At 38.5% G+C, this 21,521-nt stretch carries 18 protein-coding genes, 1 tRNA gene and 1 pseudogene; 13 read left to right on the plus strand and 7 right to left on the minus strand.

What is annotated here, in order from left to right:
* The 4 genes and pseudogenes from AC33VI_RS03190 to AC33VI_RS03205 form a co-directional block, all read left to right on the plus strand.
* Nucleotides 1-172: pseudogene (locus tag AC33VI_RS03190) on the plus strand (photosystem II D2 protein (photosystem q(a) protein)); the annotation flags it as partial.
* Nucleotides 156-1,538: a photosystem II reaction center protein CP43 gene (gene psbC, locus AC33VI_RS03195; RefSeq protein ID WP_491780824.1), complete on the plus strand. Its 1,383-nt coding sequence runs from the start codon at nt 156-158 to the stop codon at nt 1,536-1,538. The pseudogene AC33VI_RS03190 and the gene psbC, both read left to right, overlap by 17 nt.
* Nucleotides 1,539-1,771: 233 nt before the next feature.
* Nucleotides 1,772-2,437 (plus strand): HEAT repeat domain-containing protein, encoded by a 666-nt coding sequence (locus tag AC33VI_RS03200; protein WP_491780825.1) that lies wholly within the window; start codon nt 1,772-1,774, stop codon nt 2,435-2,437.
* A gap of 107 nt (nt 2,438-2,544) precedes the next feature.
* The gene (locus AC33VI_RS03205; protein WP_491780826.1) at nt 2,545-3,384 is read left to right on the plus strand and encodes a prohibitin family protein; all 840 of its coding nucleotides are present in this window, start codon (nt 2,545-2,547) and stop codon (nt 3,382-3,384) included.
* Nucleotides 3,385-3,484: 100 nt separating this feature from the next.
* On the opposite strand, the gene AC33VI_RS03210 is transcribed toward AC33VI_RS03205, so the two are convergent.
* From AC33VI_RS03210 to AC33VI_RS03225, 4 genes are all read right to left on the minus strand, one after another.
* Nucleotides 3,485-4,759 (minus strand): glycosyltransferase family 4 protein, encoded by a 1,275-nt coding sequence (locus AC33VI_RS03210; protein ID WP_491780827.1) that lies wholly within the window; start codon nt 4,757-4,759, stop codon nt 3,485-3,487.
* Nucleotides 4,760-5,590: 831 nt separating this feature from the next.
* Nucleotides 5,591-6,022 carry a dUTP diphosphatase gene (dut, locus tag AC33VI_RS03215; protein WP_491780828.1) on the minus strand — a complete coding sequence of 144 codons (432 nt, stop codon included), beginning with the start codon at nt 6,020-6,022 and terminating at the stop codon, nt 5,591-5,593.
* A gap of 19 nt (nt 6,023-6,041) precedes the next feature.
* Nucleotides 6,042-6,437 carry a hypothetical protein gene (locus AC33VI_RS03220; RefSeq protein ID WP_491780829.1) on the minus strand — a complete coding sequence of 132 codons (396 nt, stop codon included), beginning with the start codon at nt 6,435-6,437 and terminating at the stop codon, nt 6,042-6,044.
* A gap of 188 nt (nt 6,438-6,625) precedes the next feature.
* The gene (locus tag AC33VI_RS03225; RefSeq protein ID WP_491780830.1) at nt 6,626-7,174 is read right to left on the minus strand and encodes a YqeG family HAD IIIA-type phosphatase; all 549 of its coding nucleotides are present in this window, start codon (nt 7,172-7,174) and stop codon (nt 6,626-6,628) included.
* Nucleotides 7,175-7,405: 231 nt separating this feature from the next.
* Between AC33VI_RS03225 and hemH the strand changes: the two genes are divergently transcribed.
* Complete coding sequence (gene hemH, locus AC33VI_RS03230) at nt 7,406-8,569, plus strand: ferrochelatase (RefSeq protein ID WP_491780831.1); 1,164 nt, start codon at nt 7,406-7,408, stop codon at nt 8,567-8,569.
* A 198-nt stretch (nt 8,570-8,767) separates the two neighbouring features.
* Here hemH and rpe read toward each other — a convergent pair whose 3' ends face one another.
* Both rpe and AC33VI_RS03240 read right to left on the minus strand, forming a co-directional pair.
* Nucleotides 8,768-9,463 carry a ribulose-phosphate 3-epimerase gene (gene rpe, locus AC33VI_RS03235; protein WP_491780832.1) on the minus strand — a complete coding sequence of 232 codons (696 nt, stop codon included), beginning with the start codon at nt 9,461-9,463 and terminating at the stop codon, nt 8,768-8,770.
* A 427-nt stretch (nt 9,464-9,890) separates the two neighbouring features.
* Nucleotides 9,891-10,574: a uracil-DNA glycosylase family protein gene (locus tag AC33VI_RS03240; protein WP_491780833.1), complete on the minus strand. Its 684-nt coding sequence runs from the start codon at nt 10,572-10,574 to the stop codon at nt 9,891-9,893.
* 112 nt (nt 10,575-10,686) lie between these two features.
* Here AC33VI_RS03240 and AC33VI_RS03245 point away from each other — a divergent pair, with 112 nt between their 5' ends.
* The 5 genes from AC33VI_RS03245 (at nt 10,687) to AC33VI_RS03265 (ending at nt 17,176) form a co-directional block, all read left to right on the plus strand.
* Complete coding sequence (locus AC33VI_RS03245) at nt 10,687-13,542, plus strand: alkaline phosphatase (protein ID WP_491780834.1); 2,856 nt, start codon at nt 10,687-10,689, stop codon at nt 13,540-13,542.
* Nucleotides 13,543-13,702: 160 nt separating this feature from the next.
* On the plus strand, nt 13,703-14,152 hold the full coding sequence (locus AC33VI_RS03250) for a hypothetical protein (RefSeq protein ID WP_491780835.1): 450 nt from the start codon (nt 13,703-13,705) through the stop codon (nt 14,150-14,152).
* A gap of 71 nt (nt 14,153-14,223) precedes the next feature.
* Entirely contained in the window at nt 14,224-14,967 is a 744-nt protein-coding gene (gene sfsA / locus AC33VI_RS03255) for a DNA/RNA nuclease SfsA (RefSeq protein ID WP_491780836.1), read from the plus strand.
* A gap of 98 nt (nt 14,968-15,065) precedes the next feature.
* Complete coding sequence (locus tag AC33VI_RS03260) at nt 15,066-16,673, plus strand: iron uptake porin (RefSeq protein WP_491780837.1); 1,608 nt, start codon at nt 15,066-15,068, stop codon at nt 16,671-16,673.
* 116 nt (nt 16,674-16,789) lie between these two features.
* Nucleotides 16,790-17,176, plus strand: a complete 387-nt coding sequence (locus AC33VI_RS03265; protein WP_491780838.1) for a DUF1823 family protein — start codon at nt 16,790-16,792, stop codon at nt 17,174-17,176.
* Here AC33VI_RS03265 and AC33VI_RS03270 read toward each other — a convergent pair.
* Nucleotides 17,160-17,543, minus strand: coding sequence for a hypothetical protein (locus tag AC33VI_RS03270; protein WP_491780839.1), 384 nt, complete (start codon nt 17,541-17,543; stop codon nt 17,160-17,162). The genes AC33VI_RS03265 and AC33VI_RS03270 overlap by 17 nt on opposite strands.
* Nucleotides 17,544-17,748: 205 nt before the next feature.
* Between AC33VI_RS03270 and AC33VI_RS03275 the strand changes: the two genes are divergently transcribed.
* The 3 genes from AC33VI_RS03275 (at nt 17,749) to AC33VI_RS03285 (ending at nt 21,517) form a co-directional block, all read left to right on the plus strand.
* Nucleotides 17,749-17,819 (plus strand) — tRNA-Gly (locus tag AC33VI_RS03275).
* An 812-nt stretch (nt 17,820-18,631) separates the two neighbouring features.
* The gene (locus AC33VI_RS03280) at nt 18,632-19,210 is read left to right on the plus strand and encodes a YqhA family protein (RefSeq protein WP_491780840.1); all 579 of its coding nucleotides are present in this window, start codon (nt 18,632-18,634) and stop codon (nt 19,208-19,210) included.
* Between the two features lie 174 nt (nt 19,211-19,384).
* The gene (locus AC33VI_RS03285) at nt 19,385-21,517 is read left to right on the plus strand and encodes a 3'-5' exonuclease (protein WP_491780841.1); all 2,133 of its coding nucleotides are present in this window, start codon (nt 19,385-19,387) and stop codon (nt 21,515-21,517) included.
* Nucleotides 21,518-21,521: the final 4 nt, after the last annotated feature.

Genomic DNA, 21,521 nt, shown 5'->3' on the forward strand with positions numbered 1-21,521 from the left:
TGACTTCGTATCTCAAGAATTGAGAGCGGCAGAAGATCCCGAGTTTGAAACTTTCTACACCAAAAACATCTTGCTCAATGAAGGTCTCAGAGCATGGATGGCAACTCAAGACCAACCACATCAAAACTTTGAATTCCCAGAGGAGGTACTACCACGTGGTAACGCTCTCTAATCCTGCTGGCGGCGCAGGTCGCGATCTACCATCCACAGGCTTTGCTTGGTGGGCTGGTAACGCTCGTTTGATCGATTTATCTGGTAAGCTCTTGGGCGCGCACGTTGCTCATGCTGGCTTAATCGTATTCTGGACTGGTGCGATGACTATTTTTGAAGTCGCCCACTATGTCCCCGAAAAGCCCATGTACGAACAGGGCATGATTCTAATTCCTCACCTAGCTACTCTAGGTTGGGGTGTAGGACCTGGTGGTGAAGTAATCAGCACCTATCCTTACTTTGTAGTTGGTGTATTGCACCTAATCTCTTCCGCAGTTCTCGGTTTGGGCGGTATTTATCACGCTCTACGCGGACCTGAAAAACTAGAAGAATATTCTAATTTCTTCAGCCAAGATTGGAAAGACAAAAACCAAATGACTAACATCATTGGTTACCACCTAATTCTTCTAGGACTTGGTGCTTTCCTTCTAGTATTCAAAGCCATGTTCTTTGGCGGTGTATATGACACTTGGGCTCCTGGTGGTGGTGACGTTCGTGTGATTAGCAACCCCACATTGAACCCTGCCACAATTTTTGGCTATCTAACTTCTGCTCCTTTTGGTGGCGAAGGTTGGATTATTGGTGTCAATAACATGGAAGATATCATCGGCGGTCATATTTGGATCGGTTTGATCTGTATTTCTGGTGGTATTTGGCACATTTTAACCAAGCCTTTCGCTTGGGCGCGTCGTGCTTTGATCTGGAATGGTGAAGCATACCTTTCCTACAGTATTGGTGCTGTGTCCTTGATGTCTTTCATCGCTTCTTGTTACATCTGGTTCAATAACACTGCTTACCCCAGTGAATTTTATGGTCCTACCAACGCAGAAGCATCTCAAGCACAAGCATTTACTTTCCTAGCTCGCGACCAACAAATGGGTGCGAACATCGGTTCTTCTCAAGGTCCTACTGGTCTTGGTAAATACTTGATGCGTTCTCCTACTGGTGAAATCATTCTTGGTGGAGAAACTATGCGCTTTTGGGATTTCCGCGGTCCTTGGTTAGAACCCATGCGCGGTCCTAACGGTATCGACCTAGACAAAATCCGTAATGACATTCAGCCTTGGCAATTACGTCGTGCTGCTGAGTACATGACTCACGCTCCTAATGCTTCGATCAACTCTGTTGGTGGTATCATTACTGAGTCCAACTCCTTCAACTTCGTAAACATCCGTCAGTGGTTGGCTGCATTCCAGTTTGTTATGGCTTTCTTCTTCCTCGTAGGTCATTTATGGCACGCAGGTAGAGCTAGAGCAGCTGCTGGCGGTTTTGAAAAAGGTATCGAACGCGAAACCGAACCTACATTATTTATGCCTGACCTAGACTAATTATTCGTTTCATTAGACTAATTTAGGACTTGATAATTTAGCTAAGCCTCTACTTTCTAGTAGGGGCTTATTTATTAGAACAGAAACTAATAAACTTTAATCTGTTACTTTTTTAACGAAAAAGGTTTCATAATATAAACGAGCCTCTGCTAAATGCTAAAAGCTTATTTCTCAGAAAGCTACTGATGATCAGCTTTTTTTGAATTAAATCAATTGTAAATACGTTTTATATAATGCCAGATTTAGACAAAATTGCCAGTCAGTTAGACAGTCCCAATTCTAAAGATCGTTTATTAGCTCTTACTTCGCTGCGAGAAGTTGCACCAGAAGATGCCGTACCATTAATCAAAAAAGTGCTAAATGACGAAATACTTCCAGTACGTTCGATGGCAGTATTTGCCTTGGGAGTTAAACCAACACCCGAATGTTTCCCATTATTGATCGAGCTTTTAGAAAGCGACCCAGATTATGGCATAAGAGCAGATGCAGCAGGTGCTTTGGGGTATCTAAATGATATTAGGGCGTTTGAACATTTAACCAGAGCTTTTTATGAGGATACTAATTGGCTAGTTAGATTTAGCGCAGCAGTATCTTTGGGCAATTTGCAAGACATCCGCGCTAAAGAACTTCTGATGGAGGCTCTAGATAGCGACGAAGTTATTTTACAGCAGGCTGCGATCGCAGCTTTAGGAGAAATTAAAGCAGTGGAAGCAGTAGAGAAAATTTTGACTTTTGCTAACTCTGATGATTGGCTAATTCGCCAAAGGCTTGCCGAGGCATTAGGAAAATTAGACACAGAAAAAAGTGTTTCCGCGCTTAAATTTTTAGCTAAAGACGTTCACCCTCAAGTTAAAGAAGCTGCCAGACTATCTTTAACTAGTTTGGGACAAAATATTTAACGAGCCGAAGATATTGCTCATTTTGGCAAATACTAGCTAGTTAAATAGGATAAACTTGCAAATATTGATAAAAACTTTATTTTTAAATACAAAAGAGGAGAAAAAAATTGAATAGTCAATCTCAAAATAGCTGGCAGCCTTTACTAGGTGGTATTATTGCTGCTTTGGTAGTTCTGCTAAGTTTCAATTCATTTGTGATTCTCAATCCAGGTCAAGCAGGAGTATTGAGCGTATTGGGAAAAGCTAAAGATGGAGTTTTACTAGAAGGAATTCATCTTCGTCCCCCTTTAATTTCTAATGTCGATATTTACGACTTAACAGTACAAAAATTTGAAGTACCTGCGGAAAGCTCGACTAAAGATTTACAAGATCTTAAAGCCAGCTTTGCCATCAACTTTAGGCTGGATCCAATTCAAGTGGTAGAAATTCGTCGTAAACAGGGTACTTTACAAAATATTGTCTCTAAAATTATCGCTCCTCAAACTCAAGAATCTTTTAAAATTGCTGCTGCCAAAAGAACGGTAGAAGAAGCTATTACCAAGAGAAACGAACTCAAAGAAGATTTTGATAATGCTTTAAGCGAACGCTTGAATAAATATGGGATTATTGTTTTGGATACTAGCGTAGTCGATTTAAGTTTTTCTCCTGAATTTGCCAGAGCGGTAGAAGAAACACAAATTGCCGAACAAAAGTCTCAACGAGCAGTTTACATTGCTAGAGAAGCCGAACAACAAGCTCAGGCAGATATTAACCGAGCTAAAGGTAAAGCCGAAGCTCAAAGACTCTTGGCAGAAACTTTAAGAGCCCAAGGAGGAGAACTAGTATTGCAAAAAGAAGCAATCGAAGCTTGGCGAGAAGGTGGCGCGCAAATGCCCAAAGTATTAGTTACTGGGGGAGATTCCCAAGGAGGAGTTCCTTTCTTATTTAATTTAGGGGATATGCAGTAAACCTATTTTTACTAGTTAATTAAATCCACAAAAAAGGGAGACAAGATTGGAAAATTGTCTCCCTTTTGATCAAGATTGTTAGTCAATCGAGTCAATCAACTTAACCCGCAGAAGCCAGTAGTCCTAAATCTTCGCACAAGCTATTTAATTCGGATAGATATTCTCGATCTAATTGATTGGCAACGCCATCCCAACTAAATTTATCTTCTACTCTTTTTCTGGCTTGTATGCCTAATTTTTTTTGCCACTGAGAATCTGACAAAATAGAATCGATCGCATTAGCAAAAGCTGTTTCGTCTTGAGGGGGTACGAGTAATCCAGTTTTGCCATTTGCGATGGAAAACTTGAGTCCCCCTACCTTAGAAGCTACTACAGGAGTGCGAGAAGCCATTGCTTCGATCGCAACCAAGCCAAAAGGTTCGTAGTGACTGGGGACAACGCAAACATCAGCAGCAGCGTAATAGTAAGCTAAGTCTTCGTGACGGACTTTACCTGCAAAAGTAGTAATCTCTTCAATTCCCAATTCTTCGACAATACTGGCAATACGTTCTTGTTCTATGCCGTCTTTTTCTCCAGGAGTATAACCCCCAGCAATAATTAATTCTAGGTTATCGTGACGTTTTACTTTTTCCGTGGCGACTGCTCTAACTAGGGTTTCAATACCCTTGCGTTGGTCAAAACGTCCTGCATACATGACCACTTTTGCTTCTGACTCAATACCAATTTTGGCTCTCCCTTCAAAGCGATCTGCGCTACCAAAACAGTCAATATTCGTACCACAAGGAATTACTGTAATGTTGCCTTTTTTCGATACGAGCGATCGCATATGTTCTCTTTCTTGAGGAGAAGTAGCAATAATTCTATCTGCTGTTTCTAAACACTGCCTTTCTATTTTCAGACGAGTTCTAGCAATTAAAGGGATAGCATCAATCGCGCTATATTTTACCGCCCCCAAAGAATGGTAGGTATGCAAGTGTTTTACAGTTTGAAACTTTTTTAACTCCATGCCCACCCAGGCAGAAAGCCAATAGTTAGTGTGGACTATGGGATAAATGGTTTTTTGGCTAGCTTGAAAATCTAAAAAAGCTTGTACAAATTCTGGCAGATAGTTAAATATTTTTTGCCTCGGAATGAATTTTTGAGGTCCTGCGGTCAGACGTATCGTTCGACAATTTGGGCTGTGGCGTACGATTTCGGCTTGTTTGGTATTGCTGCGACGAGTAAACATATCTACTTCCCAACCTTGACGGGCTAGTGCCTCTCCCACCTCTTTGACATAGACATTCTGACCGCCCGCTTCTTCTTGTCCAATGTCTATAGCAGGATCTCCATGAACGGAGATTAAAGCAACTTTTCCTCTACTTTTGGATAACATGACTGGAGTCGTTATTTTTATTAATTAAACTATATGGTTTAGTGCGATAAAACCATTCTACAAACGCGCTCTAAAAAGTGCATCTCTCTTCCGTTATAAATCTAAAGTCAGAGTATTTTGGGTAATTTTAAGTTTTGCTTAATAATTATAAAGAAAAAGTAAATACAATATATGAGCTATGGTTTTTCAATAGATAAAGCTCAATTAATTATTAGCTAAATATCTATTATTCTTGTCTAAAGTGCCTTTAAAGTCAAAAATAGATTGTTTTTACTAGCTAAAAGATAAAATAAATAGTTTTTAGAAAACAATAAACAATAACTTTTAGTATATTATTTTGATAAAATCAAATCTTTGGGGTAATCTAGAGCTACAATCTAATTTTGTTACTACTGTTACTTTAACTCGAACTGTTGGAGTAATAATCACCCAATGTTTTTGTGTTCCTGGGAATACTTGAAAGCTTTTTTGATGGGATAGAACGAAATAATGTCGCGAGCGGTTTGGGTTGAAAATTCAAAGCGATCGCCATAAATAAGGCGATCGCTTTATTGAAATCTTATCTATCTTTTACTATTACGATGTTGCGCTCGATAAAATACAACTATATAAGTAGCTCCACCTCAATAAATGAGATACTAGAAAACTAGGATCGCAACGAGAATGCCTTGCCCTCTGTTTCCTGTTTTCTATTCCCTGTCCTCATTATTTGACGTTTAGTGATATACTCTACACGCCTTCACTACGCGATAGGCGGTAGCTTCTCTAAGACCAAAACAGTCGTCGAGCATTTTATAATAAAGCGACTGCATCAAGAAGTAGAACGACTTATTATCTTTTTCCAGTAGAACCGAAGCCACCAGAGCCTCTAGAACTATCGTCTAACTCTGTTACCACAGTTATTTTGGCTTGAATAACAGGAGCGATAACCATCTGGGCAATTTTCATTCCTGGCAATACTTGAAAGGTTTTTTTTCCGTGATTGATTAAAATAATGCCGATCTCTCCTCGGTATCCAGAATCGATCGTCCCAGGAGAATTTAAAACTGTTAAAGAATGCTTTAATGCCAAACCACTACGAGGGCGTATTTGAGCTTCTGTATTTAGGGGAAGGGCGATTGCGATTCCCGTTTTTACCAATTTGGTTTCTCCAGGCAATATTTCAACCTCATTCACTGCAAAAAGGTCTAATCCCGCATCTCCTGGATGGGCATAGTGAGGAACTATTGCTGCTTCGTGGAGTTTAATAATTTCCAGATTCACGCTCGTTGACTCAATCAAACTATTCGGGTAAATTACTAAATACTTTTCTGACGGACTGTTGAGCTTTCGATTCTAGTAGCTGCCAGTCTATTTCCCCCAGATCGTCAATCAATCTAGTGTCTATATCTACAGGATATGCCGTCTCGTCTTCGTGACTAAAAATATGTTGAATTGGTTCGTACTTCTGAAAACAAACTTGATAACATAATTCCCAAATATCAATTTCTATTCTGCGATCGCCACTACTAAGACAAAGATGGTAGCCAGGAATTGGTGCGGTAACTTCTCGATAAGTTCCTTTCCATTGGGATGATTCTAATTCCTTACGAATATTATCTATTACTCGTAGTAATGATGGTTGCATCAGCATTTGAGCTTGTTCCCAAGCAACAGTAGTCTTGAAAGTTGGTTTCATGAGAATGTCATTCAAAACATTATAAGCAGCACCATTCAGTATTGCTCTGCTTTGGCACTGCTTATGATATTAGTTTTCTGCTATATTTAAGGTCTTTATATTGGCTGACCTCATTTAATCTGTAAGTATAATCTCAGGTATTTTGCCCGATTCATTATTTCGTAATATTTTCTTTATATTTAGCCAAGTCAAGAGTTGTTACTTTTTATTACGCGATCGCGATTGGTATTTAAGGATACCCCTAGAAATTGAGAAAGCCATATTTCAAAATCTCTAATTGGGTGAGAACGAACCGCAACTAAAGGATCGACCATTGGTTCGACTAAAATAGTAAACATTCCTAAACGATTTCCCGCCAAAACATCGGTAAATAGACGATCTCCAACCATAGCCACCTTATCTACAGATAAATTCATTGCTGTGGCTGCTTCTCTCAATTTACGACGAGAAGGCTTTTTAGCAGCAGAAATAAAGGGTAAATCAACAGAACGAGCAATATTTCCAATACGAGTATGACTGATATTATTGCTTACCAACCAAATTGGGGTAGTTTGCTTGATTTCAGCAATCCATTGTCGCAGTTGAGCGGAAGTTTCTTTTTGTTTGAAAGGGACAAGGGTTTCATCTACATCTAAAATCAGACCCTCAATATTGTGTTCTAGAAGCGTTTGAGGCGTTAAGTCGAAAATAGTTCCGCCCAGAACTAGATTTGGTTGTAGTAAGGGGATCGTTGTCATGATATAAAAAAAGAACACAATAAATTATTGCTTATCGGTGACTATATTACCCACTAAAGCGATCGTTTAGCTTAGTATTCTGTTAAGCTATCAAAGCTTATTGATAATCAGTTTCAAATAAATCTTCATAACTGATTAAGTTCTGTGTACTGGAGACGACGAAACATGAAGAAAAGATATATTGTTAAAATAAGTAAAGAAATTGAAATAATAAAATAAACTGTTAGAACTATGGGTCGTATTGGAGTTTTATTACTCAATCTGGGTGGGCCAGACAAGATAGAGGATGTTCGTCCTTTTTTATATAATTTGTTTTCCGATCCAGAAATTATCAGATTGCCCGTCAAAGCGTTACAAAAACCTTTAGCTTGGCTAATTTCCACTTTAAGGGCTAAAAAATCCGAAGACAATTATTTAGAGATTGGCGGAGGTTCTCCTCTAAGAGAAATAACCGAAGCTCAAGGAAAAGCCCTCGAAGCCAAGCTTAAGGAAATGGGGCAAGATGTCAAAATCTATATTGGAATGCGCTACTGGCATCCTTTTACAGAAGAAGCGATCGCTAGAATCAAAAACGATGGCATTAAAGAGGTGGTTATTTTACCTCTATATCCTCAGTTTTCCATTAGCACTAGCGGTTCTAGTTTTAGAGTTCTGGAAGAAATATGGGGGACAGACGAAGAATTAAAAGAGATTGACTACACTCTAATTCCTTCTTGGTACGACCATCTTGGTTACTTGCGATCGATGGCAGATCTAATTAAGCAAGAACTGGACAAATTCCCCGAACCTGAAAAAGCTCACGTTTTTTTTAGCGCCCACGGCGTTCCCGTAAGCTATGTAGAAGAGGCTGGAGACCCCTATCAGAAAGAGATTGAAGAATGTACTCGTCTGATTATGGAAAATTTAGGACGACCCAACCGTTATACTTTGGCATATCAAAGTAAAGTTGGCCCTGTAGATTGGTTACAGCCCTATACAGATGATGCTTTAAAAGAATTAGGCGAACAAGGAATAAAAGATTTAGCCGTTGTACCCATCAGTTTTGTTTCCGAACATATTGAAACACTACAAGAAATCGATATGGAATACCGAGAAGTTGCAGAGGAAGCAGGAATTGAAAATTTCCATCGCGTACCCGCCTTAAACGTCCATCCTGGTTTTATCGATTCTTTAGCCAATTTAGTTGTCGAATCTCTTGATAACAAGCCTTGTACTTTTGCAGAAGTTACTCATCCCAAAGAGAACATGAAAATGTATCCTCAAGAAAAATGGCAATGGGGCTTAACTACTGCGGCAGAAGTTTGGAACGGTCGTTTGGCAATGATTGGTTTCTTCGGTCTGTTGATTGAATTATTAAGCGGTACTGGTCCATTACATATGGTTGGTATTCTTTAAGTTAATTGCGCTTTTTTATAATTATTCTGGTGAAGTAGGGAAAAGGGCATAAGAGAAGAAAAGGGCATAAGAGAAAAGTTAAAGGTTTTAATTTCTTTGCAAACCTAAAATTATTAGATTGGATAAAAAAAGATTCATCAACAATTGCGATGAATCTTTTTTATTTATCTATATATCAGTAACTTATGGCTATAGCAACTATGCTGTAGCTAGTTCGGGTTGAGGACGTTTGCTGTGGCGAATACCTTCAATAGCCTCGGCATAGTCGGGTGCTTTAAATACCGCAGAACCAGCTACGATCGCATTTGCACCAGCTTCTAATACCTGCCAAGTATTGTTGGGTTTCAGTCCGCCATCAACTTCGATCCAAGGATCTAAACCTTTGTCGTCGCACATTTTACGCAAAGCAGCAACTTTGTCTACCATTTCAGCAATAAAGCTTTGACCGCCAAAGCCAGGGTTAACGCTCATGATCAAAATCAAGTCGCAAAGAGGCAATACGTGTTCGATCAAAGATAGAGGAGTCCCAGGATTTAAGACAACACCTGCTTGTTTGCCCAATTCACGGATTTGACCTAAAGTACGGTGTAAGTGAGGGGAAGCATTGTGTTCTGCATGAACGGAGATGATATCTGCACCAGCTTTAGCAAATTCTTCGACATACTTTTCTGGTTCGACGATCATCAAATGTACGTCCAAAGGCTTTGTAGTTAGAGGACGAACTGCCTTGACAATCATCGGGCCAATAGTGATGTTGGGAACGAATCTACCGTCCATAACATCAATGTGAATCCAATCTGCACCAGCTTTGTCTACAGCTTTAATTTCTTCACCCAAACGGCTAAAATCTGCGGATAAAATTGAAGGGGATATAACAGTTTTTTTGTTAGTCATAAATCTTATTGCTCTAATATTTTGTATCGAGTTTAACAAAATCTTATCTATTTAATAATAAGATATCATGTTTTTATATTCTGATAACTGCGATCGCTTGGGAAATATTTGATTTTCACAGTTCGTTTTTCAATAACCAAGATGCAAAATAAAAGTATCGATTTAATCTTGAGCTTATAAAAGTACTCAGTTGTTGGCGAAGGAGTAATTTTAAATAATTGTTGTTGGGTTAGATTTGTTGCCGATCTTCTGTTGCATATTTTTTAGCTCAAGCAATAAAATGTCATGAATTAAAGAGAATTGCTAGATAGACATAGATTGTCAGCAAGTAGCTTTGTTTAACAAAACTAATATATTTTATTGCCTGAGTTTATCAATCTATTTTGAATTATTAATCTAAAAGCAAAATAGCAGCTAAAGCATTAATTTAAAATTCAACTTGTGCCAAACGTTTCTGTAACATCCCTGGAAAAGCTGCATAATATTTAGCATTTAAAGGAGAAGGATGAGGTAAGGGTAATAAATCGATCGCCTTGGACTGACTAATACCCGATTCGTCTGTGGCAGTAAGGTTTACAGTAATTTTTTGTTCGTAACGGGTACTTTCTTGACTAAAAAAATCATTGATTTCTCCTTTACCACCATAGGGGGCAAACCACTTAAATGCTTCCGTACCCAAAGTAATAATTTGATCCCCTTGCCAATGAAAAACAAATAATCGTTCGATGAAGGGACGAAATCTTTTTTTGACTTTCATCAAATAGGCTTTATTTCCTGGTGGCTTATAAGGAACAGTATTAGATAATAAAACTCGTTCGATAGTGGTATCATCTAAATCTTTACGACTAGGAGCTTTTTGTTGGTAAATAGAATAATAAAAACCCTTTCTCACCATTGTTCCCGAAGCACCAATCAAAGGCTGACGAGCAATAACTTCATCTTTACCCAAATCCCGTCCAAAAAAACACAGAGGACTTTGTAAGTTTCCTGCATAAAGAATCGGTTTAGTCGGTTCGAGATTAGCAGATTTATAAACGGGTATATCTATCGGAAATTCTTCTCGTTGTGCTTCTTGTTGCACTTGTTTGATTAAAGTTTCGATATCGGGCATGGGAGATTAAAAAATTAATGATTAATAAGTCAACTCATATTCGGTGAATTGCAATTATCTCATTTTTCGACGGTTAAAAAATTAACTACTATAAAAATTAAATGAATAATTTATGAGTAATAATCAAGGAAATAGCGTAATTTTTATTCATCCCGATGGTGCAAGTCCTTCCCACTATGCAGCAGGACGTTTGGTGTCGGTAGGTACTGACGGTAGGCTAAATTGGGATGAAATGACCAAAGCAGGAGTATATTTAGGACACCTAGACGACCAAATTGTCTCCACATCAAATGGCGGGGCTGTGGTTCATGCTTTTGGGATTAAGTCTTATGCAGGAAGCTATGGTTTAGATGAAGAGGGCAACCCCTATACTTCCCTTTCGGGACAAGAAGGTACAACCATTATGGAAGAGGCGATCGCTGCTGGCAAAGCTACCGCAGTGATTAATTCGGGGTTTATTGCCGAACCTGGTACGGGAGTTTTTTTAGCGGATGCCGAAAGTAGACAAGATGTCACTGGCATTACTGCCGAAATTGTCGAGTCTGGGGTTAATGTAATTCTGGGTGGTGGCGAAATCCATTATCTACCCCAAGGAACAGTAGGACGTTTTGGGAAAGAGGGCACTCGCGAAGATGGACGTAACTTGATTGAAGAAGCGGAAGAATTGCGCTACACCGTTGTTTATACCTTAGAAGAATTAGAAAACCTACCTGCAAATACGGAAAAGGTCTTGGGGATATTTGCCGCAAAAGACACCTATAATGACATTCCCGAAACAGCCTTACAAGAATCAGGTTTTGTCGATGAAGAGGGTAATTTAATTTACTATGGACAGCCAGGGAATGACAACCCTCCTACCGTAGCCCAGATGCTAGAAGCAACTTTGGGCTTAAATATTTTTAAGGACAACGACAATGGGATGTTTATTGTCCTCGAAGAAGAAGGCACTGATAACTTTGGTAATAATAATAATGCGGTTGGGACAATTGAAGCTGTTTTGCGGGCAGATAAAGCGATCGGCGTAGCACAAGACTATATTGATAATGTTAATCCCGATACTCTTTTAATTACTGCTGCTGATAGCGATGGGGGCGGTTTGGAAGTAAGTAATGTACCCGAAGATGTCAAGACAGTACGTCAGACAAAAATCCAACCACCTTTTGCAACCAAAATTCCCCTAGACGGTAGGACTGGTAACAATACCACACCCTTTACTACGGGCGCGCCTGATGCTGATGGCGATCGCTTTAATTTTGGTGTGGCTTGGGCGGGAAACCCAGATTTTGCTGGGAGTATTGTTGCTAAAACCTACGGTTTAAATGCCGAAGAATTACCCGCTACGGTGGATAATACTGCCATCTACCGTTTGATGTACCAAACTTTATTCGATGAAGAATTAGCACCCCCAAAAGGAATTTTTGGGGACATTCCTACCCCACCAGAACCCACTCAAGATACAGGTAATGTAATCTTTATTCATCCCGATGGCACCAGCCCTTCCCATTATGCTGCTGCCCGCTTGGCTGAGGTGGGTACAGATGGCAGATTGAACTGGGATTTAATGACCGATGCGGGAGTATATCTAGGTCATTTAGACGACAGAATTGTTGCCACATCTAATGGTGGTGCGGTAGCCCATGCCTATGGCATCAAACCCCATGCAGGAAGTTATGGTTTGAATGAAGAGGGCAATCCCTACATTTCTCTTTCGGGGCAGGCAGGTACGACCATTATGGAAGAGGCGATCGCCACAGGTAAGCCTACTGCGGTAATTAATTCGGGATTTATTGCCGAACCTGGTACGGGGGTATTTTTAGCAGATGTGGAGAACCGTCGCCAAGTAACGGAAATTACTGCCGAAATTGTCGAGTCTGGGGCAGATGTGATTCTGGGCGGGGGAGAAATCCATTATCTACCTGTAGGTACGGTAGGACGCTTTGGAGAAGAGGGAATTCGGGAAGACGGACGTAACTTAATTGCCGAAGCGGTCGAATTGGGCTACACCATCGTTTATAATCGCGAAGAGTTGGAAAACCTGCCTGCTGATACCGATAACCTTATCGGTATTTTTGCAGCGGAAGATACCTATAACTATAAAGATGAAGCGACTTTAGTGGAAGAAGGGTTTGTCGATGAAAATGGCGAACTAGTTCTATACGGACAACCAGGAAACGAAAATCCCCCTACTGTTGCCGAAATGTTAGAGACAACTTTAGGTTTAGACAAATTTGTCAATGGGGAAGATGGCTTTTTGATCGTCCTAGAAGAAGAAGGTTCGGACAACTTCTCCAATAATAATAATGGCGTGGGGGCGATCGAATCGACTCTACGGGCTGATGATGCCATTGGCGTAGCACTGGATTTTGTCGATGATGTCGATCCTAATACTCTAGTTCTTACTGCTGCTGATAGTGATGCGGGGGGGTTGGAAGTAATCGATGTAAATGAAGGTAGGGAAACCGTCGGTAATATTCGGGTACAGTCAGAATTAGTCTCTTTTGGTGATGATGCCGATGGCATTAAATACCCTTTAGATGGTACGACAGGTAATAATACCGTACCTTTTACCACGGGTGCGCCCGATGCCAATGGGGATAACTTTGAATATGGTATCGCTTATGTTAGTACTAGGGACGTTGCAGGTAGCATTGTTGCTAAAGGATACGGTCTAAACTCCAATTTGATTGAAGATACTGTAGACAATACCGATATATATCGCATCATGTATCAAACCCTATTTGGGATGACTGCTGAATCGGCAGCAGAAAAAGATACGGCTATTTTAAATAAGGGCGATCGCCTTGTCGGCGAAGATGGCGGAAATAAGGCGATCGCAGGAGGTGAAGGCACAAATCAATTTGGGCTTGCTAATACCACTTTTCCCAAATTAGCTAATATCATACCGATTTTGAGTCTGGAGTTGATGTTATTGGCATTGCTGGCTTGGGTATCGGTTTCGAGGAATTAAGTATTACCGATCGCAATGGTGATGCTTTAATCGCTGTGGAGGATAATCAGTTAGGCATCTTGTCAAAGATAAATGCTGGTGATTTGATTAATTAAAACTGCATATCCTCTTTTGTCGAGAAATAAGTATCCACAGAACAACACGAGACAGGATACTAAAAATGAAACTCTTTAAAACAGCGATCGCTTCCACAATTTTAGCTGTTACTGCTATTACTGTTGTTAGCGAACCCATACCAGCACAACAAGGATATAGCGTAACAGGTCAGTGGCAATGTTCGATGAATAGCAGAAGAGTTGATGGGAGTAGTAGTAATTTAGGTAACTCGATAGACGAATTTGTCATTAACTTTCATCCCGATGGCTCTTTTCAGAGTCAAGGTGTCTATTACGCACAGGTAATAGGCTATCAAGAACCTTATACAGCACAAGGTAGATGGGAACTGCAACAAGAAAGAGGACACTATGGATTAATCGCTCAGGGAACACAACATTTTCAAACCCAACAACGACCTTTTTATTTAGCAGCAATTCCTAATACGCAAAACACAATGACTTTTAATGCAGTGCTTCCAATAGGAACTCAAATGGCAATTATGTGTCAAAGATAGTATTTTAATTAACTTATAACCAACCGTGATAAGTATTAGATTAAAACCTGTTTAAAATCCGAAAATATCCCATGACTTTAATTTATCAATATCCTCCTTTAACGACTGGTCGTTTAATTAAACGCTACAAAAGATTTCTGGCAGATATTGAGTTAGACACGGGAGAGATAATTACGGCTCACTGTCCCAATACAGGTCCGATGACGGGTATATATATCCCAGATCGAGAGGTACGAGTCTCAACAAGCGATAATCCCAAACGCAAACTAGCTTATACCTGGGAAATGATTAAACTAGATTCTACTTGGGTGGGAACTAATACTGCTATTCCCAATAGAGTCGTGAAGTTAGCTTTGGAAAAAAATCTGTTTCCCGAACTCGCAGGAAGATATAGTCAAGTGCGCTCGGAAGTCCGTTATGGTAAGGATCAAAAAAGTCGCATCGATTTTTTATTGTCGGGAGAAGCTAACCAAAAGCCAATTTATCTAGAAGTCAAAAGCGTTACCCTCAGCCAAGGAAAATTAGCTTTGTTTCCCGATACCATAACTACCAGAGGACAAAAACACCTACAAGAACTAACCAACCTAATGCCAAACAGTGAGGCAGTAATGCTCTATTTCATCAATCGTGGAGATTGCGATCGCTTTGCCCCCAGCGATAGTTGCGATCGCCTTTACGGAGAATTGCTACGTCAAGCCGTTACCGCAGGAGTGGAAGTATTGCCCTATCGGTTTGAAATTACTCCCGAAGGAATTAATTTTATTGGTAAAGCAGAATTTTTAACTCAAGAGCCAATAAATAATAGTAAAAAGTGATTTTATCCGATCACCAAATTACTTTTTCTCACAAGTACTTTTTGGATTTAAAGGTTATAAAGGTCGTTTTATGACTCTTAAATTTTGGTGTGAGAATAATGAAAACTAGTCGTTCGAGTATTTATACTTGGGGTTCGTTGTTGGGATTGAGTATTTTAGCTTGGGGAAACAATACATTAGCTCAAGCGATCGATCCAGAAATAAATCTAGAATATCTAGAAAGCGATCACCTGGAACAAATTACTAATGTCAATCAATTACAAGATGTCTCCCCTACAGATTGGTCTTATGAGGCTTTAAGATCTTTAGTCGATCGTTATGGATGTATCTCAGGTTTTCCCGATGGCACTTTTAAAGGCGATCGCCCTTTATCTCGATATGAGTTTGCTGCGGGGTTGAATTCTTGTCTCAATCAGATCGAACGTTTGATTGCATCGTCTGAGAATGTTGGGGATGAAGATCTTCAGGCGATCGCCAGTTTAACTCAAGAATTTGAAACAGAATTGGCTACCATTAGCGGTAGAGTAGATGCAGTCGAGAGTCGCACCGCAGTTTTAGAAGACAGTCAATTTTCTACTACCACCAAACTAAAAGGACAGGCAGTATTTTCCTTAACCAGTGCTTTTGGCGAAGATCGAGCAGTTCCTTTTAATGCCGTTGCAGGATCGGCAGGAGAAGTTGAAGACGAGGTAGTATTTGACACCAAACTAAGGCTGAATTTCAACACTAGCTTTACAGGCAAAGATTTACTCAAAGTACGCCTCGATAGCATCAATGCAACTCGTTTTGGCAACGCAGTGACGGGAACAAATATGACTCGCTTGGCTTTCGATCGCCCTTTAAATGGTGACGTGAGAATTGGGAAGCTATTTTATCGTTTTAATCCTACCAAGAAACTCAGATTTACCATCGATGCTACCAGAGGACGTTATAACGCCAATGTCTCCGATAACTTTAATAAACTGTTTGCCAACCCCGTGAAAGGTTCGATTTCCAACTTTGGACGGTTCAACCCTATTTATGCTCAAGGTGCGGGGGGAAGTGGCGTAACTGCTATTTATAAGTTTAGCGATGCGATCGCTTTTAACGCGGGTTATTTAGCTCGAAATGCTAACAACCCCACTGAAGAAAACGGACTGTTTGATGGTTCTTTTGCTGCTTTGGCACAAATCGATCTTAAACCGACTGAAACCCTCAATTTTGGTTTAACTTACGTTAGGGCTTATTATCCTGCGGGTGGAGCTTTTGTGACTGCGGGTACTGGTAGTAGGTTAGCTAACGCACCCTTCGGCAATATCGATACTAGTGCCAATCATTTTGGCTTGCAAACTAGTCTTAAATTCAAACCTTTAGTTCTTTCTGGTTGGGCAGGATATACCATCGCGCAATCCCAAGAAGATGGGGCTGGAGTTGCTTCTGGGGATGAAGCTCAAGTTTTAAACTGGGCTGTTAGCTTGGCTTTTCCCGATCTGGGAGGAGAAGGAAATGTTGGGGGGATTATCGTCGGACAACAACCTCGTGTCATCGATAACGATACGGGAGTAGAAGAAGATGATGCTAACTGGCACATCCAGGCACAGTATAGATATAAATTGGGTAAAGGTATTTCTCTCAATCCTGGTTTGATCGCGATCGTCAATCCTGAAAATAACAGCGAAAACGATACGGTATATGTAGCAACTCTCAGAACTATTTTTGAATTTTAATTGCTAGGTAGTGTGGGCAATGCCCACGCTACAAAATATTGGTTATTAGCTTTGAAAAAAGCGATCGCTTTAAACGCTATGATTATCTTAGAAGAAAAAGCGATCGAATAGTTTTCATGTCTAATTTACCCCCTCTCAACAACGATACAATCTGGGCAATTCTCAAAGAAGAATTAGACGATCTGACGGTTAATAAATTGGTTTGGCATTATTTAGGCTATCGGTTCGATGAAACTACCCAAACTTGGGACAATAGCACAACTATAGACGACTGGGCTGAAAAATTTCCCGAACCCCCAGATTTTATCGCCAATCGTCCCCCTACAGTAAAACTGACTCGCTCTATTCCTAAAGAAAATAAGCAATTATTAAAAGAAAAACTCGGTTTCAAAGGCTACAAGATAGGTGAATTTACTCCCCGACATACTCGTCGTGCAACTATGGCAAGTTGGCTCTTGAGTTATATGGAATCCCCAATAAGGTTAATTATTCCTGATGATTAGATAATTGTTCGTTTTCACTCTTAATGTCTTTCTGAATTTCCTCGATTACAGCATTGCTTTTTTGTGTCGATTGCTTAATTTTCTGCTTTTGCTTGGTGGCTAAGGGCGCAGTTTCCACAGTGCGATCGATCTGATTTATTTCTTCTTGAGCTTTATGCAAAGCCGAATTAACAGCTAATTTGTATTGAGCAATTTCTACTTGATAGTTAGTGGCACGAAGTAAAGATAGTCCCGCACAAAACAAAAATGACCCCGCACCAAAACAAAGACAGAATAAAGCTAAAGGATGAATATAAATAACTCGCTTTACCGCTGCAATTATCTCCGCCAATTCCGCACCGCGATCAACTAGTTTTTGTAGCTTCATCTAGATGATGTTTGATTATTGTAACCTTGCCCAAACGGGCTTTATCTTTGTTTTCAGAATACATTTGGTGACACCAATTCGACACCAATTGATTCCTAATTACATCTAGAAATATTAAAGACTACCAAACTTTCTTCTTAAAAAGCTTGACCAAACCACGAAATCTCGTTACTATATTTGAGTTGGTTTAAAAACTAACTAAGCTGCGGATGTCGTATAGTGGTAATACCTTAGCCTTCCAAGCTAAAGCTAGGGGTTCGATTCCCCTCATCCGCTCTAATAATTATAGCAACGGTTTAAGCCTATCTGAGTTGGATACAAAACCAGGTTGATATACATTATGTCCTTGATTTGCCCCTGATGAAAGTTTCTAGTATTAACTTCATCTAAACTTTTTTGTGTTGATAAGACTGGCTTTACGCTCTGTTCTTTTAACATTTCCCATAGCAGAATGACTTATATTGAAAAATCTTCCTATTGCTCTGTGTATAAATCCTTTTTCAATAAGTTATAGTATTTTTTTATCTGAGTTTGTTAGCATTGCTTTGCGTAACTCTACCTAATAAGTATGAGCAGTATTTGTACTGTCTAAAGTCTATTCCAAGTTGTTTGGGTTGTCATGGATTTTACAACCATTAAGATGATTCACTTTTGGATTTTATTTGTTTGTAAAATTGTATTATTCGACTTCCTCCTTTACTCTATTAAAAATCTTTATACATTCTAAATGTTGTTCAACTTGGAGGTATTTTTTTTGGTTGTATTTTTTGTTACAAACAGCCTCTAAAGGAGAGACTGTAACGTTTTTTTAAGCATCGTAAAAATAAATTTTAGTCGAAAAAGCTTTATATTAATACAAAAGACTGACCTATATGGCTGGTAACAGACTATCTAAGTTTTGAGAAGAGTATAGAAAATATGTATTTTCATGTTACTCAACAAGACAACTATCATCGATAATATAGCTAGATTTGATCGATTTCAATTTAATAAAACAATTTAAAATTTTTGCTATCACTTAATAGTTAATTTATTTGGGCAAGATAGCTACTCAAAATTAGTGGATAAGATCCAGCAAAAAATCAACAATGAAACATAGAACAAAAGTCAATTTAAGAAAATTAGAACTACTTTTTGAAACTACAATTTGGAATTTTCGTTTTTTTATTCTTGCTCCTGTAATCTTTAGTTTATTAAGTGCTTTACGTTTAATTATGATTGGCACTATTGATATTTGGGCTGGTTTGACTTTAGCCTTAGATCCTAAAGATCCAGAAGGTGAAATTACGATTAAGACAGTAGCCTATATTATCGGCGGAGTAGATTATTATTTAATTGGTATTGTTTTATTGATTTTTGCTTTTGGTATCTACGAATTATTCATTTCAGAAATTGAAATAAAATATCAAGATAATTCTAGTATTTTACAGAGTAACAGCTTAGAAGAATTAAAAGGCAAATTAGTTAATGTAATTGTAGTAGCGTTGATAGTTAGTCTTTTTAAACAAACGCTGAGTATTGAAATCGGTAAACTCAGCGATATTATTTACATATCTATGGCAATTCTACTGATTTCGATTAGCCAATATTTATTACATCTCAGCCATACTAAATCTACTCATCATTCCAATGAACAGGATGATTCTACACCAACCATTGAACATTGACCCATAATCGTGTCTCAAGGAGCAATGTGGCTTAAGGATTGGCGTTGGTAGTAAAATCATCAACTATATTTTAGATAGATCGGTTTTTTCCGTAGACCAAATGAATAAAACAGGTTGTAATAGGGGAATGCTAAATGTAGCTCAAGCAAGAAACAATTAGGAGTTGTCAATACAATGAACGAAGTTGTTTTTACAAAAGCATTCCTATTCGATCTGCTAGAAGTTGCCGATAGTATCAGCAAAAAAGCTCTTGAAGAAATACAAGTTATTAAAGAGCAAATTCAATTGAGGAATGTCGGTAAAGTAAAAAATTCTGATATTTTGTATCGACGAGTCAAACATAATTATCGTTTATTTTATACTAATGCGGATAATACCGTGCGGTTTTTGCGACTCAATCGTCGTGCAGAAGACACCTATGCACCAGAGGAAATTGCTAGGCTCAAACATCATGCTCGCAATGGGATCGATCGCGATCTGGTTTTGGAAGAGTTGGATTTGAACGAATTATTTTTGCAACGAGTAAAACAGCTAGATTGCAATTCTAAAGATTTGGCAGTTAGTAAAAGTTTATTCGATCGGCGTATTTTAACTAGATTAAAAATTCCTCAACAATATTGGCAGGAAATATTAAATTTGACCGATGAAAACGATGTTTTAGAGTTGAATATTCCCGAAGAATATCTTAATATTTTGCTCGATAGTTTATTTTCTCCTAATACGAGAGAAGCTTTAGAAACAGAAAATTCTTATCAGTCCGATTTGAAAACACTTCAAGATCTAACTGAAGGCAAATATGAAATAGACCGCTTTTTACAAACATTTTTAAATTTAGACCGCAAGCAAAAAGAATATTGTCGCTTAAACATTGATAAAAGCGATCGTCGCTGTATTTTAATTAAAGGTGCTGCGGGAACTGGTAAGAGTTTAATTGCTTTTCATCGAGTTAAATATCTGATAGAAAAATATCCTCAACGCCAGATTTTATTTGCTACTCATAGTAAAACCTTAGTAGATTATAGTAAAAGGATTTTAACTTTAATTCTGGATGGCGATCCTAGCACTAAAAATGTCGATATTTGCACTCCCGATGCCATTGCTATCAAGCAATATCGTAGTAAGTATGGTATCCCTCAAATAGCACCCCGTCCCTGGCAAAAGGAGATCTTAAAAAAAGCAATTCAGCTATTAAGTAGCAAAATCAATATTAATATTAAAAGAAAATTAGACTCTCTAGGTTATGAATATATTTTAGATGAGTTTATCAAGGTTATTGAAGCTAGGGAAATAAAAGATTTAAAAACTTATAAACTAGTAAAACGTAAAGGACAAAGATTTAGTTTACAAACTAGTCATCGTAAGGCAATTTGGCAAATATATAAAGAATGGAAAAAAATCCTGCAACAAGACTACAAACTACAAATTCAAGAATGGGTCAATCAAGAGGCATTTAAAATAGTTCAAGCCCAAAAAATTAAACTATATGACTATATTATTGTTGATGAAGTACAGGATTTATCTCCTGTAGCCTTAAAAATTTTGATTGCGATCACTCGTTCTTATTCTGGTATTTATTTGACGGCAGATACTTCTCAGTCGTTATATCAGAAGTTATTTAGTTTTAAATATATTATGGAAAGTAAAAGCTTTCCCAATCTAACCAGCCAAGAAAAAGTGCTGCGCAAAAACCATCGCAATACAGAATCGATTTCCAAAGCTTGTATATCTATCTTGCCTAGAAAAGTCGAAGACGACTTTATTGATAGTAAAACTCTATTATTTGATAATAATCGAGAGTTAGGAATCAAACCTAAATTACTATTAACCGATCGCCCCGATCTAATTTTCAAAACCATTAAACATTTCTTTGAAGATCTAGAAGATAAATATCATATCTCCCGCTACGAAGGAGCAATTTTATCTAACGATTTTGACGACAATATTAAAGAATTTGTTTTAGGATTAAATAATAATAATATTATTTCCGAACATATTACCAGTAAAGCGATCACTCGAAAAAATAGCATTAAACCAAAAGCAATTCAGGTAATGAATATTTATGCAGCCAAAGGTTTAGAGTTTCCTTTTGTATGTCTAATAAACTTTTCTCAAGAAAAACTACCTAAATCATTGCCTAATAGTACCTCAGAAAAAGAAAAGCAAGAGTTTAAATTTCAACAACAAAGATTATTTTATGTTGCTTGTACTAGAGCTAGCAAATCTTTATTAGTTATTGGTTCAAAAGCCGAACCATCAGAATTTGTCTCGTTACTAGACGATTGCTATTGGGACAAGGAGGAGATTTAAAATT

Source organism: Waterburya sp., from assembly GCF_058530065.1.

Coding starts and splice junctions, on each gene's coding strand:
- AC33VI_RS03260 (WP_491780837.1), top strand. CDS start 15,066: ATGAAAACTAGTCGTTCGAGTATTTATACTTGGGGTTCGTTGTTGGGA.
- AC33VI_RS03250 (WP_491780835.1), top strand. CDS start 13,703: ATGAAACTCTTTAAAACAGCGATCGCTTCCACAATTTTAGCTGTTACT.
- AC33VI_RS03245 (WP_491780834.1), top strand. CDS start 10,687: ATGAGTAATAATCAAGGAAATAGCGTAATTTTTATTCATCCCGATGGT.
- AC33VI_RS03265 (WP_491780838.1), top strand. CDS start 16,790: ATGTCTAATTTACCCCCTCTCAACAACGATACAATCTGGGCAATTCTC.
- AC33VI_RS03270 (WP_491780839.1), bottom strand. CDS start 17,543: ATGAAGCTACAAAAACTAGTTGATCGCGGTGCGGAATTGGCGGAGATA.
- hemH (WP_491780831.1), top strand. CDS start 7,406: ATGGGTCGTATTGGAGTTTTATTACTCAATCTGGGTGGGCCAGACAAG.
- sfsA (WP_491780836.1), top strand. CDS start 14,224: ATGACTTTAATTTATCAATATCCTCCTTTAACGACTGGTCGTTTAATT.
- AC33VI_RS03225 (WP_491780830.1), bottom strand. CDS start 7,174: ATGACAACGATCCCCTTACTACAACCAAATCTAGTTCTGGGCGGAACT.
- AC33VI_RS03210 (WP_491780827.1), bottom strand. CDS start 4,759: ATGTTATCCAAAAGTAGAGGAAAAGTTGCTTTAATCTCCGTTCATGGA.
- rpe (WP_491780832.1), bottom strand. CDS start 9,463: ATGACTAACAAAAAAACTGTTATATCCCCTTCAATTTTATCCGCAGAT.
- AC33VI_RS03285 (WP_491780841.1), top strand. CDS start 19,385: ATGAACGAAGTTGTTTTTACAAAAGCATTCCTATTCGATCTGCTAGAA.
- AC33VI_RS03200 (WP_491780825.1), top strand. CDS start 1,772: ATGCCAGATTTAGACAAAATTGCCAGTCAGTTAGACAGTCCCAATTCT.
- AC33VI_RS03240 (WP_491780833.1), bottom strand. CDS start 10,574: ATGCCCGATATCGAAACTTTAATCAAACAAGTGCAACAAGAAGCACAA.
- AC33VI_RS03280 (WP_491780840.1), top strand. CDS start 18,632: ATGAAACATAGAACAAAAGTCAATTTAAGAAAATTAGAACTACTTTTT.
- AC33VI_RS03220 (WP_491780829.1), bottom strand. CDS start 6,437: ATGAAACCAACTTTCAAGACTACTGTTGCTTGGGAACAAGCTCAAATG.